General features: G+C 72.0%; 11 protein-coding genes. 2 read left to right on the forward strand and 9 right to left on the reverse strand.

The window, feature by feature from the left end:
* Positions 1–7: 7 nt before the first annotated feature.
* The 5 genes from ACN6LB_RS16240 to ACN6LB_RS16260 all read right to left on the reverse strand — a co-directional run bounded on the left by ACN6LB_RS16240 (position 8) and on the right by ACN6LB_RS16260 (position 4347).
* The gene (locus tag ACN6LB_RS16240; protein WP_445026455.1) at positions 8–1246 is read right to left on the reverse strand and encodes a hypothetical protein; all 1239 of its coding nucleotides are present in this window, start codon (positions 1244–1246) and stop codon (positions 8–10) included.
* A complete protein-coding gene (locus tag ACN6LB_RS16245) occupies positions 1243–2202 on the reverse strand; it encodes a COG1470 family protein (protein WP_445026456.1) in 960 nt (319 codons plus the stop codon). Before ACN6LB_RS16245 ends, ACN6LB_RS16240 begins: the two co-directional genes overlap by 4 nt.
* Before the next feature lie 47 nt (positions 2203–2249).
* A complete protein-coding gene (locus ACN6LB_RS16250) occupies positions 2250–2951 on the reverse strand; it encodes an LPXTG cell wall anchor domain-containing protein (protein ID WP_445026457.1) in 702 nt (233 codons plus the stop codon).
* A 181-nt stretch (positions 2952–3132) separates the two neighbouring features.
* A complete protein-coding gene (locus tag ACN6LB_RS16255; RefSeq protein WP_445026458.1) occupies positions 3133–3687 on the reverse strand; it encodes an ATP-binding protein in 555 nt (184 codons plus the stop codon).
* Between the two features lie 291 nt (positions 3688–3978).
* The gene (locus ACN6LB_RS16260) at positions 3979–4347 is read right to left on the reverse strand and encodes an STAS domain-containing protein (RefSeq protein ID WP_445026459.1); all 369 of its coding nucleotides are present in this window, start codon (positions 4345–4347) and stop codon (positions 3979–3981) included.
* 238 nt (positions 4348–4585) lie between these two features.
* Between ACN6LB_RS16260 and ACN6LB_RS16265 the strand changes: the two genes are divergently transcribed.
* On the forward strand, positions 4586–5515 hold the full coding sequence (locus ACN6LB_RS16265; protein WP_445026460.1) for an RNA polymerase sigma factor SigF: 930 nt from the start codon (positions 4586–4588) through the stop codon (positions 5513–5515).
* Between the two features lie 260 nt (positions 5516–5775).
* Positions 5776–7383: a ricin-type beta-trefoil lectin domain protein gene (locus ACN6LB_RS16270; RefSeq protein WP_445026461.1), complete on the forward strand. Its 1608-nt coding sequence runs from the start codon at positions 5776–5778 to the stop codon at positions 7381–7383.
* Here the strand turns inward: ACN6LB_RS16270 and hutI are convergent.
* Genes hutI through hutU form a run of 4 tightly spaced genes read right to left on the reverse strand, consistent with a single transcriptional unit; the run spans position 7325 to position 12871 of the window.
* Positions 7325–8581: an imidazolonepropionase gene (gene hutI / locus ACN6LB_RS16275; RefSeq protein WP_445026462.1), complete on the reverse strand. Its 1257-nt coding sequence runs from the start codon at positions 8579–8581 to the stop codon at positions 7325–7327. The two genes, ACN6LB_RS16270 and hutI, sit on opposite strands and share 59 nt — an antisense overlap.
* Positions 8582–8616: 35 nt before the next feature.
* The gene (locus ACN6LB_RS16280; protein ID WP_445026463.1) at positions 8617–9978 is read right to left on the reverse strand and encodes a formimidoylglutamate deiminase; all 1362 of its coding nucleotides are present in this window, start codon (positions 9976–9978) and stop codon (positions 8617–8619) included.
* Positions 9975–11192: an allantoate amidohydrolase gene (locus tag ACN6LB_RS16285; RefSeq protein ID WP_445026464.1), complete on the reverse strand. Its 1218-nt coding sequence runs from the start codon at positions 11190–11192 to the stop codon at positions 9975–9977. The genes ACN6LB_RS16280 and ACN6LB_RS16285 overlap by 4 nt, the downstream gene beginning before the upstream one ends.
* Positions 11189–12871 (reverse strand): urocanate hydratase, encoded by a 1683-nt coding sequence (gene hutU, locus ACN6LB_RS16290; RefSeq protein WP_445026465.1) that lies wholly within the window; start codon positions 12869–12871, stop codon positions 11189–11191. Before hutU ends, ACN6LB_RS16285 begins: the two co-directional genes overlap by 4 nt.
* Positions 12872–12940 lie beyond the last annotated feature (69 nt).

A 12940-nucleotide genomic window follows, 5' to 3' on the forward strand; every position in this document is an offset into this window, starting at 1 on the left:
GGCTTGCTCACGTGTTTCCCTCTCTGGTCCGACTCGTCCGTCCCGTACGGCTCGGCTGAGCCGTAGGGCTGTTGTCGTGCGGTGCGGAGAGCTGACCGGTCGCCGTGGTCCCCGGATCGGTGTCCGGGGTGAACCACGGCAGGGCCGGAGTCGTAGGGGTCGCGGCGGGTGCGGAGGAGGAGGACCGGGCGGCGGGTGCGTGCAACTTGGGCATGCGCGAGGCGAGTTCGGGCAGGCCGAGGCCCAGGCCCCGGTGCCGGCCCCCAGGGCCCGCAGGGCCGCTGCGGCCCGCCCGGCCGCCGAGGGCGCCCGTGCCGAAGCCGAAACGCCGCCGCCCGGCCGACGTGCGCGGCCGGATCCGGTCCACCACGGCCATCCCGATCCGGAACAACGCCGCCGGTACGACCACGCCGACCAGGATCCAGAAGAGGGTGACGCCCCAGGGCCGGCCCACGCCCCACGGCTGCTCGGCGAGAACCTTTCCGGCGTACTTCAGCGAGACGGTGTAGTCGCCGTGCGCCCCGGCCGACAGCTCGACCGGGAGGGTGATCCGCGCCTTCTTGCCGGGGCCGATCGTGCCGCGCCACTGCTGTTCCTCCCACTGCGGCGCGAACACACCGTGGGAGGTGCCGACCTGGAAGACCGGGTTCTTGATGGCGGCGGTGCCGGTGTTGCCGACGGTGAAGACGAGCTCCCGGGCGGGCGGCGAGCCGAACCAGGTGAGAAGGCCGCCGGAGCCGTCGAGCCGGGTGTCGGTGAGCACCGACAGGCGCCCGCCGGCCTCCTCCGGCGGCAGCGACTCCACCGAGTGCCCGGCGACCATGAAGATGGCGTCCGCCTGCGCCTTCTCCCCCGTGACGGTGGCGACGTGCACCACGCAGGGGCAGGGCTTCGGTGGCTCGGCGACCGGCAGCTCCTTGCTGAACTTCCCTTTCGCGTCGGTGGTGACGGCCCGGCCGTCCGCGTTGGCGCACGAGTTGGTGCCGCCGATCACCCCCCGGGAGGGCACGGACTGACCGCAGATCAGCATCATCAGCAGCGCCTTCGGCCGCCATCCGCTGCCGGTGACGGTGATCGAACCGCCCGTCCCCGCCTGCGACTTGGAGAGTTTCACGACCGGTTTGTCCGCCGCGTGCACCGGCGCCGCGGCAGCCAGGAACGCGACAAGTGCGAGCACGAGGACGGTCAGCAGCGCCGGTATCCGCCCCCGGCGCCCCCCGAAGTTCACGACGACGCTCACCCTCACGACACCGCTCCCGTCAACTCGACTTCCCTGCACGGCTCTTCACCGGTCCCGCCGTCGGCCGTGCGGCGCCGCCGACGCCGTACGCGATGCCGTACGACACCGCACACGAGTGCGCCGAGCGCCGCCGGGCCCCCCGCGCCTTCCGCCACCGCTCCCCACGACACGAACCGCACCGACGCGTCCGCCTCGTCGCGCGCGCCGCCCGCCGCCGTGACCGTCAGCCGTACGTCGACCAGGTCCAGCGCGGGGGCGTGGGGCCATGGCTCGGTGAGCGTGACGCGGCGGCCCGGGAGCAGTTCGAGGGGCAGGGTGCGCGGGGTGCGGTCCAGGACCCGGCCGAAGACGCCGTCGGCGCGCACCGCGAGCCTCGGTGTCAGCACGGTGGTGCCGCGGTTGACCAGTTCGTAGGAGATGCGCCCGCCGCCGACGGTGACGTGTTCGACGGTGAGCGCGGACAGCGTCGGGCCGCCGACCCGCAGCTGGACGCGGACGGCGGCGGACCGGCCGCCGCCGCTCGCCACGATCGCGCCGGGGTGGTCACCCGGCGCCGCGCCCGCCGGCACGCTCACGGTGAAGGGCACGTCGGCGCGGGTGTGCGCGGGCACCCGCACGGAGACCGCGCTCACCGGCACCCGGCGTCCCTCCGCCGTCCGCCGCGCGAAGCCGATCCACGCCCCCGTGTCCGTCGCCCGCCTGCGCACGGTGAAGCCGCCGTCGGCCGTGTTGTCGGCGTCGGCGCCGCGCAGCCGTACGGTCAGCGGAGTGCTGCCCGGGTTGCGCACGGACACCGTGTCCTGCAGCACCGTGCCGGGCGCGCCCTCCGCGTAGAAGTACGGCCGCCCGTCGCCGGACGGCACGACGGTCCAGGTGTCGTCATCGGCCGCGGCCACCGGTGCCGTGCTCAGCAACACCAAGGTCAGGCCCAGTACGCGGGCGGCGGAGAGGGCGGACGGCATCGGCGGCTCCTGGTGCTGGACTCGTGCGCGTACGGGAAGCGCCCGCGTCAGCGGCGTACCGCCCGGTGCTGGTTCCTTCGGGTCAGCCACAGCGCGCCGGCCGCGCCCGCGAGCAGCACCGTGCCGCCGAGCGTGCCGAGCGCTATCGCCGAGTCCTCGGGGCCGGTCTGCGGGAGCGAGTTGCCGGAGTCCGGGCCGGACTGCGTGCCGCCGGTTCCCGAGCCGCCGCCCGCGGCCTTGACGTCGAGGGTCAGCGACGGCTTGGGGCTGTTGGTGGGTGTGCACGTGGTGGTCGTGCCGAGCGCCTTGATGGTGAGCACGCCCGCGGTGAAGGTGACGCTGCCGCTCTTCTTCGGTGTGTACGTGCCGCTCAAGTCGCTGATTTTGATGGGGGTGTTGGCCGGGATCGCCGCCGCGTTGGCGGGTCCCGTCACCGCCACCGTGCCTGCGTCCGCGCCGCCCAGCTTGATGACCGCGCTCGGGCTCATCGCGCCCTTGCCCAGCTCCACCGGGCTGGAGGAGACGCCCTTCTGCCAGGACATCGTGAGCTTGTAGGCGCTGCCGCTCTTGACGCTCTTGATGTCGATGGGCGAGACGGCGCTCTTGTCCCCGATCGGCGTCTTGCACTGGTAGTTGACGTTCACGACGGCGGCCTGGGCTGCGGGGGCGGCCATCAGCACCGCCGAGCCGGCCAGGGCCGCGCCGAGCGCGAGCGCGGCGGTTCGTTTCTGGTACGTCCGGTACGACACCTCGGGGCCTCATTCCTGACGGAACATCAGATCGGCCGTCAAGGTACGCCCGGGGCCTTGCCGAGGGAAGACAAAGTGCGCGCCGGATGTGTGGTGATCCGACGCGCACGAAAAGGGGTTCGGGTGGAGACCGAACCCTGGGTAACCGGAGATGAGGGTTGTGGTGGGGGCCGTACGGGGGTCAGGCGGGTGCCCCGACCTCGGCCCATACGGTCTTGCCGGCGACGCCGGGGACCCGCACGACGCCCCAGTCCAGGCACAGCCGCTGCACGATGAACATGCCGTGGCCGCCGGGGCGTCCGGCGCGGTGCGGAGTGCGCGGGGCGGGCTGGCCGGCGCCCCGGTCGGAGACCTCGATGCGCAGCACCTTGTTGTCGCAGGCGATCCGGAGCTCGTCCGGGCCCTCGGCGTGCAGACAGGCGTTGGTGACCAGCTCGGAGACGACCAGCAGGACGTCCTCGGCGGCGGCCCGCTGGTCGGCGTTCGCGGCGGGCAGCCAGCCCCACGCGTACAGCGCCTGGCGGGCGAAGTCGCGGGCGAGCGGAACCACACCGCTCTCACCGGCGAAGCTCAGCCGACGGGCATGGCCGGCGGCGGGGCGCGCGGCGGCACCTTCCACCGCGGGCACGGCCGCACCGTCCACGGGCGCTCCCGAAGCGCCGTCCACCCCCGAAGCGCCGCCGTCGCCCGACTCCGGGCCGCGGTCGCCCGGCGAGTAAGGCCGGGTGGTGCTCATCAGCGCTTCACCTCACCGATTCACCGGTTCACGATTCAAGTCTCAGTAAATTCGTAATGTCGTAGCTTCAGTGCTCAGTACTTCACACGTTCTTCACTTCTACTCGTCCGGGGCGAAGAGCCACAGCGCGGTGCCCTGGTGCTGACATATTCAGGATGTCTCCTGCCCGACCGAACCGTCAGAACACCCACTTATTCGGCAGGAACCTGTGACAGGGGTTACGGAGTCGTCACCGAGCGGTGCGCGGAGCGCGTCGTCGGCGGGGACCGGTCGGCCGCCACCCACGCCCCGCTACTCCTGCAGCGCCGCTTCGAGCGTCTCGTGCACCGTGAACACGGCGTCCGCCCCGGTGATCTCGAAGACCCGGGCCACCACGGGCAGCATCGCCGCCAGATGGACCCCGCCCCCCGCGGCCTCGGCCTTCAGCCGGGCACCGAGGAGCACGTTGAGCCCGGTGGAGTCACAGAACTCCAGGCGCGCGCAGTCGACGACCAGGCGCGCGAACCCCTTTTCGAGGCAGTCCTCGAGTGGCTCACGCAACAAATCCGCCGTGTAGTGATCCAACTCACCCGCCGGGGTCACGACGGCGCTTGAGCCCTCTTCCCGCACCTCGACCAGAAGCCGGCCCGACTGTGCGCTGCCGACCGTCCCGCGGTCCATGCCGTCTCTCTCCCGAGCGTCGCGACTGCTGATTTACGCCCTCGAACACTACGCCTTCCTCACAACCTCCGACACCTGAACAACCACCATAAAGTGGACATTTAGCATCAGATCGCACTTGCGGCAACCTCGCGAAAGCGGGTAGGGCTAGTAGAGACACCTAACCGACACGGCCGGCTTTGGAGGCGCCGCACACCGCAGTGCACGTATTGGCATCGGCGGCCATATGCCGAGAACGATGGAGGACATCATGTCACCCCGGCTCGACGAATCGCATACCCAGAGGGCGACGTCGACATCCCCCCTGGAACACCCGGCCCCCGAGCCCGTCTCAACCGACGCCGCGCTCGACGCACTTCACGGGCTCGACGGACTTCCAGAGATCCCGCCTTTCGACGAGGTGGGGCCGGTGGACGCACGGGCCCTGTCCAAGACGCTCTTCGAGCGACTGGAGTCCCTCGAAGAGGGCACGCACGACTACTCGTACGTTCGCAACACCCTGGTCGAACTCAACCTCGCCCTCGTCAAGTTCGCCGCCTCCCGGTTCCGCTCCCGCAGCGAGCCCATGGAGGACATCATCCAGGTCGGCACCATAGGCCTGATCAAGGCGATCGACCGCTTCGAGCTGAGCCGCGGCGTCGAGTTCCCCACCTTCGCGATGCCCACCATCGTCGGCGAGATCAAGCGCTTCTTCCGCGACACCAGCTGGTCGGTCCGCGTCCCGCGCAGGCTCCAGGAACTCCGTCTCGACCTGGCCAAGGCGGGTGACGAACTCGCCCAGCAGCTCGATCGCGCCCCGACGGTGGGAGAGCTGGCGGAACGCCTCGGGCTGAGCAAGGACGAGATCGTCGAGGGCATGGCCGCCTCGAACGCCTACACGGCCAGTTCGCTGGACGCCCAGCCCGAGGAGGACGACTCCGAGGGCGCGCTCGCGGACCGCATCGGCTACGAGGACCACGGCCTCGAGGGCATCGAGTACGTGGAGTCCCTCAAGCCGCTGATAGCCGAACTCCCGCCGCGCGACCGCAAGATCCTCTCGCTGCGCTTCGTCGCGGGCCTGACCCAGTCGGAGATCGGCGACGAACTCGGCATCTCCCAGATGCATGTCTCCCGGCTGCTGTCGCGCACGCTGGTTCGGCTGCGCAAGGGGCTGACGCTGGAGGAGTGAGCGTCCTCCAGGAACACAGGCCGCCCGTCCGCGCCCGGCACCCAACTCCTCGGGTGCCGGGCGCAGTCGCTGTCCGGGCGCTGCCCCGGTCCCCGGGTGTAGTCACAGCTTGGCAGCGGCCCCGGTTACCCGCGGAAACCCTCTATCCCCACGAATCCTGTTCCCTCACTATGGTCCCCCCACTACCCGCCGGTAGGCATGTCCACATGCCCAGGAGTCGTACCGGCGGGGCGGAGCAAGGGGTGCGAGGAGGCAGCGGGATGGCTCGGGCCGGCCGGACCGACGGTGACGACGACGATGCCGAGGCCGGGGGTGGACCGCTCACGTCGGTGCCCGACGCGCGGCTGACCGACCTGCTGCGCGCCGAAACCGCGCAGGCGTATCCGGCGCTGCGCGAACTGCGCGCCCGCCACCGGCCCGCGGTCCTCGCGTACGCCCGGCTGTGCACGGTGAGCGAGGACGCGGCACGGCAGCTCACGGCGCAGGCATTCGCCCTGGCGGCCCGCGACACGGCGCGCGGCATCGACCCGCCGGGGCCCTGGCGCCACCAACTCCTGCTGCTGAGCGGGCGGGTGGCCGCCACCTGGACCGCGGACGAGCGCGGCGGCCGGCTCGAAGCGGGCCTGCTCTCCCTGCTGCACCGGTGCGGCTCCGCCGGTCTGCCGCCTGCGCCGATGCTGGAGGCCTTCCAGTCCCTGCCGCCCCGCGTCCAGGCCCTCATCTGGTACGGGGTCGTGGAGGAGGTGCCCGACGACGTGGTGGCCCCGCTCCTGGGCGTCACACCGCAGGACGTGGCGTACGGGAAGCAGCCGGCCTTCCAGGCGCTGCGCCAGACGTGCCTGAAGTCCCGTCTCGCCCGCTCCGGCAACCCCCGCTGCCAGGACTTCCGGCGGCTGATCGAGGAAGCGGTCCACCCCGAGAACCCGCGCTACAGCCCCGATCTGCACGCCCACATGACGCACTGCGAGCACTGCGCCGCCGCGCACGAGGAGTTGACCGCCCTGCGGGACACCCCGCGCACGGCACTGGCCGAGGGCCTGCTGCCGTGGGGCGGCGCCGCGTACGTTCCCGGGGGTTTCGCCGAGACGCGGACCGCACAGGTCCGGGCGGCCGGTCGCACCCGGCGGGCGGCGCGGTCCGGGTGGGCCTGGTTGCCGACTCGGCGGCTGGTGCTCGTGTCGGTCGCGCTGGGCGTCGCGCTGGCGCCGCTCGTGCTGTTCCTGGTGTCGTCGGACGGCTCGCAGCCCCAGCGGACGGCGGGCACGGTGCGCACTCCGCAGGCGCCGCCGGCGGTGACGGTGACCGCGACGGTCTCCGTCACCCCGTCGCCGTCCCGTGCCTCCAAGTCGCCGAAGCCCACGCACCGTTCGAAGCCGTCGAAGAAGCCGAGCGCCACACCGACGAAGGCGAGACCCGAGCCCAAACCGAAACCGTCGCCGACCCGCACCGCCGCGCACCCGCCGGACGGCACCTACGCCCAGGTCGTCAACGCCGACTCGGGACTGTGCCTGGACATCCGCGACGGCGACATGGAACTCGGCACGGACGTCATCACGGCCCGCTGCTCCTCGTCCCGCACCCAGATGTGGCGCGTCGACAGCGGCCGCGGTGTCCTCCAGTCGTACGCCGACCCCGACTTCTGCCTGGACAGCCGCGGCTCCACCGACCGGGGCGTCGGCATCTGGGAGTGCCGGTCGGTCTACGGCGGCAACGGCATGAACCTGCGCTTCACCGTGGACGGTGACGGCGTGATCCGCCCGGCCATCGCTCCGGACCACGCGGTCACCCCGTACGGCTACGGGTTGATGCTCACCTGGGATCAGGGGCGTGACGACCAGCGGTGGCGGGCGGGTTCGACGGCTGACTGACCGGCGTTCCGCGTCGCCAGACCTCCGACACGAGCGGTACGCCCGGCCGGTAGGCCAGGTGGACGTGGCTCGGCGCGTCGAGGACGGCCAGGTCCGCGTACGCGCCCGGGGTGAGGCGGCCGATGTCGTCACGGCGCAGGGCCGCCGCACCGCCCGCCGTCGCCGACCACAGCGCCTCGTCCGGGGTCATCCCCATGTCCCGTACCGCGAGGGCGATGCAGAAGGGGACGGAGGACGTGAACGACGAGCCCGGGTTGCAGTCGGTGGACAGGGCGACGGTCGCGCCCGCGTCGAGGAGGCGGCGGGCGTCGGGCCACTGGGCGCGGGTGGAGAATTCCGCGCCAGGGAGCAGGGTGGCGACCGTTGCGCTGTGGGCGAGGGCGTCGACGTCGGCGTCCGTGAGGTGGGTGCAGTGGTCGGCGGAGGCCGCGTCCAGCTCGACCGCGAGCTGGACGCCGGGGCCGTGGGAGAGCTGGTTGGCGTGGATGCGCGGGTGCAGGCCCTTGGCCTTGCCCGCGGTGAGGATCGCCCGCGCCTGGTCGCCGTCGAAGGCGCCCTTCTCGCAGAAGACGTCGATCCAACGGGCGTACGGCGCGCAGGCGTCGAGCATCTCGCCGGTCACCAGGGCGACGTACGCGGCCGGGTCGTCGGCGAAGTCCGGGGACACGATGTGCGCGCCGAGATAGGTGACCTCGTCGGTGTGGGCGGCGGCGATGCGCAGGGCGCGGGCCTCGTCCTCGACGGTCAGGCCGTAGCCGGACTTCGTCTCGAAGGTGGTCGTGCCCTGGCGGAGGGCCTCGCTCAGATAGCGGGTGAGGTTCGCCTCCAGCTGCTCGTCGCTCGCGGCGCGGGTCGCGGCGACCGTGGTGCGGATGCCGCCCGCGCTGTAGGAGCGGCCCGACATACGGGCGTTGAACTCCTGGGTGCGGTCACCCGCGAAGACCAGATGGGAGTGGGAGTCCACGAAGCCCGGGATCACGGCCCTGCCACCGGCGTCGACCCGGTTGTCAGTGGCGGGTGCTTTGCTTGATTCACCGGTCCACACGACGCGGTCGCCCTCGATGACGACGGCCGCGTCCTGGATCAGACCGAGCGGGGACCCTCCCCCACTCTCGAATTTGCTCGAGCGGGGGGACCCCCACCCGAGGGAGGGATCGTTGGTGACCAGGTTGGCGATGTTGGTGATGACGGTGGTCATGGCGTCCTTGTTCGCTGTGGGCCGGTGGACGGGGGTCAGCCGCGCAGGGCGTCGACGGCGGCCGCGAGCGCTGACGGCACGTCCGGTACGAGCGTGTGCGCCCCGTCCCGTACGACGTGCCGGCCGCCCACGACCGTATGGCGCACGTCCGCTGCGGTCGCGGCGAATACGGCGGTCTCGGCGCCGAGCCGTGGCAGTGGTCCGGCCGTTCTGACCGAGTCGAGGGCGATCGTGGTGAAGTCGGCGAGCGCGCCCTCTTCGAGGTCGCCCGCGTCGTCCCAGCCGAGGGCCGCGTGGCCGTCGGCGGAGGCCGCGCGCAGGAGGGCCGCCGCCGTCCAGTGACCCCGGGTGCGGGAGCGCAGCCGCTCGTTCAGCTCCATGGCGCGGGCCTCTTCGAGGAGGTCGATCACGGCGTGGCTGTCCGAGCCGAGGGAGAGCGGGGAGCCGGCGCGCTGGAGGGTGAGGGCCGGGCCGATGCCGTCGGCGAGATCCCGTTCGGTCGTCGGGCACATGCAGGTGCCGGTCGAGGAGCCGCCGAGCAGGGCGATGTCCTCGTCGGTGAGATGCGTGTTGTGGACGCCGGTGGTGCGCGGGCCGAGGACGCCGTGGTCGGCGAGCAGCCGCGTGGGGGTGCGGCCGTGCGCCGCCAGACAGGCGTCGTTCTCCGCCGTCTGCTCCGACAGATGCACATGGAGCGGGGCCCGCCGCTCCTCGGCCCAGCGCGCCACCGTCGCCAACTGTCCGGCGGGTACGGCCCGTACGGAGTGGATGGCGGCACCGATCCGCGCGTGATCACGGTCCTTGAGAACTGAACAGCGTTCCGCCCACGCCTCCGCCGTGCCGTCGGAGAAGCGCAGCTGGTGCCGGTTCGGAGCCTGTCCGAAGCCGGCCGAGAGATACGCCGTGTCGAGGAGGGTGATGCGGATCCCGGCGTCGGCGGCGGCCTCGATCAGCGCCTCGCCCATGGCGTTGGGGTCGGCGTACGGGGTGCCGTCGGGGGTGTGGTGCACGTAGTGGAACTCGCCGACCGCGGTGATGCCGGCGAGCGCCATCTCGGCGTACACGGCGCGGGCGAGTGCGCGGTAGGTCTCCGGGGTGAGCCGGTCGGCGACGGAGTACATGACCTCGCGCCACGTCCAGAACGTGCCGGAGCCGACCTGGACGGTGCCGCGCAGGGCGCGGTGGAAGGCGTGCGAGTGGGCGTTCGCGAGCCCGGGCAGGGTGAGGCCGCGCAGGATCTCGGCGCCGGGCGGCGGGGTGTCGACGCCGGTGCTGACAGCGGTGATGCGGCCGTCCGACCCCGCGGCGGAGCCGTTGGTGGACACCGTGAGGGCCACGCCCGGCTCGACGTGGGTGTCGAGCCAGGCGTGCTCCAGCCAGTACGTCGTCTGCGTCACCTGCAGGCCAGCCCTTCGAGTACGTCGGCGAGTGCGGTCACCCCGGCCACGCAGTCGTCCTCGGCGGCGTACTCGGCCGGGGAGTGCGAGACACCCGTGGGGTTGCGTACGAACAGCATGGCGGTCGGGACGGTCCCGGAGAGGATTCCGGCGTCGTGTCCGGCGCCGGTTCCGAGGACCGGGACCTTCAGGTCCGTCCCCTTGCCGAGGAGACGGCCGAGCTCGTCGCGCAGGGCGTGGTCGAACTCGACGACGGGGGTGAACGACTCGCGGACGACGTCGAGTTCGATGCCGTGCGCCTCCGCGTACTGGCGGGCCGCCTTCTCGACGCCGCTGACGACGGTGTCGAGGGTCGGCTGGTCGGCGGCGCGGGAGTCGAGCCAGCCGCGAACCAGGGAGGGGATGGCGTTCACCCCGTTCGGCTCGACCGCGATCTTGCCGAAGGTGGCTACGGCGCCCGCGAGCTGGGCCTCCTGCCGGGCGGCCAGGACCGTCTCGGCGTACGACAGCATCGGGTCGCGGCGGTCGGCCAGCCGGGTCGTGCCCGCATGGTTGGCCTCGCCGCGGAAGTCGAAGCGCCAGCGGCCGTGCGGCCAGATGGCGCTCGCGATGCCGACGCTGTCACCGCTGAGGTCGAGGGCGCGGCCCTGTTCGACGTGCAGTTCGACGAAGGCGCCGATGCGGGAGAGCCGCTCCGGGTCCGGGCCGATGGCCCCCGCGTCATACCCGGCGGCGTCCATGGCCTGCGGGAGGCTGATTCCGTCGGCGTCCTTCAGCCGGTGCGCCTGCTCGACGGTGAGCTGCCCGGAGGCGAGCCGGGAGCCGACGCAGGCGAGCCCGAAGCGGGCGCCCTCCTCGTCGCCGAAGTTGACGAGGGCGAGGGGCTTGGTGAACTCGACTCCCCTGGCCCGGAGTTCGTCGAGGGCGGCGAAGGAGGAGACGACTCCGAGGGGCCCGTCGAAGGCGCCGCCGTCGGGCACGGAGTCCAGGTGCGACCCGGTGACCACGGCGTCCCCGCCGGTGGGGTCGCCGAGCCAGGCCCACTGGTTGCCGTTGCGGTCCAGTTCGTACGTCAGGCCGCGGGACTCGGCCTGTTCCCGGAACCAGGTGCGGCACTCGGTGTCGGCCCCGGTCCAGGCGAAGCGGCGGTAGCCGCCGGAGGCGGAACTGCGGCCGATCGGCAGCAGCTCCGCCCACATGCTGTGGAAGGTCACGCGTCGCCGCCCTCACGCATCGGGATCCGCACGCCGCGCTCGGCGGCGGTGGTCTCGGCGATGTCGTAGCCCGCGTCGACGTGCCGGATGACGCCCATGCCGGGGTCGTTGGTGAGCACGCGGCGCAGCTTCTCGCCGGCGAGCGCGGTGCCGTCGGCGACGCAGACCTGGCCGGCGTGGATGGAGCGGCCCATGCCTACGCCGCCGCCGTGGTGGATGGAGACCCAGGAGGCGCCGGAGGCGACGTTCACCATGGCGTTGAGCAGCGGCCAGTCGGCGATCGCGTCGGAGCCGTCGAGCATGGCCTCGGTCTCGCGGTACGGGGAGGCGACGGAGCCGGAGTCGAGGTGGTCGCGGCCGATGGCCAGGGGGGCGGCCAGTTCGCCGGACGCCACCATGTCGTTGAAGCGCTCGCCGGCCTTGTCGCGCTCGCCGTAGCCGAGCCAGCAGATGCGGGCGGGCAGGCCCTGGAAGTGGACGCGTTCGCCGGCCATCTTGATCCAGCGGTGCAGGGACTCGTTCTCCGGGAAGAGGTCGAGGATCGCCTTGTCGGTCTTGTGGATGTCGGAGGCCTCGCCGGACAGGGCGGCCCAGCGGAAGGGGCCCTTGCCCTCGGAGAAGAGGGGGCGGATGTAGGCGGGGACGAAGCCGGGGAAGGCGAACGCCCGCTCGTACCCGGCGAGCTGGGCCTCGCCGCGGATCGAGTTGCCGTAGTCGAAGACCTCCGCGCCGGCGTCCATGAAGCCGACCATGGCCTCGACGTGCTTGGCCATGGACTCGCGGGCGCGGGTGGTGAAGCCCGCCGGGTCCTTGGCGGCGAGGTCGGCCATGTCGTCGAACTCGACACCGACGGGGAGGTAGGCGAGGGGGTCGTGGGCCGAGGTCTGGTCGGTGACGATGTCGATGGGGGCGCCCTCGGCGAGCATCTGCGGGAGCAGTTCGGCCGCGTTGCCGAGCAGGCCGATGGAGAGCGGCTTGCGGGCGTCCCGGGCCTCGACCGCCAGTTGCAGCGCGTGCCGCAGGTTGTCGGCCTTCACGTCGAGGTAGCGGTGCTCGATGCGCCGCTCGATGGCGCGCGGGTCCACGTCGATGCAGATCGCGACGCCGTCGTTCATGGTGACGGCGAGCGGCTGGGCGCCGCCCATGCCGCCGAGACCGGCGGTGAGGGTGATGGTGCCCGCGAGGGTGCCGTTGACCCCTTTACCAATTGAATGCAGCTTGGCGGCGACGGCGGAGAAGGTCTCGTAGGTGCCCTGGAGGATGCCCTGGGTGCCGATGTAGATCCAGGACCCGGCGGTCATCTGGCCGTACATGGTGAGGCCGAGCTGCTCCAGGCGGCGGAACTCCTCCCAGTTGGCCCAGTCGCCGACGAGGTTGGAGTTGGCGATGAGGACGCGCGGGGCCCACTCGTGGGTCTGCATGACGCCGACGGGGCGGCCGGACTGGACGAGCATCGTCTCGTCCTGCTTGAGGGTCCGCAGGGTGCGGACCATGGCGTCGAAGGAGCGCCAGTCGCGGGCGGCCTTGCCGGTGCCGCCGTAGACGACGAGCTTGTCGGGGTGCTCGGCGACCTCGGGGTCGAGGTTGTTCTGCAGCATCCGCAGGGCGGCTTCCTGCTGCCATCCCAGGGCGCTCAGTTCCGTACCGCGCGGCGCTCGTACGGGGCGGGGTCCTGACATGGTCTGCCTCCTGTGCGGACTGTTGCAGTGGATATTCACATCCTGACTCTTTGAATAGAGCTAGTCAAT

The sequence above is a fragment of the Streptomyces sp. SAS_270 genome (assembly GCF_052543295.1).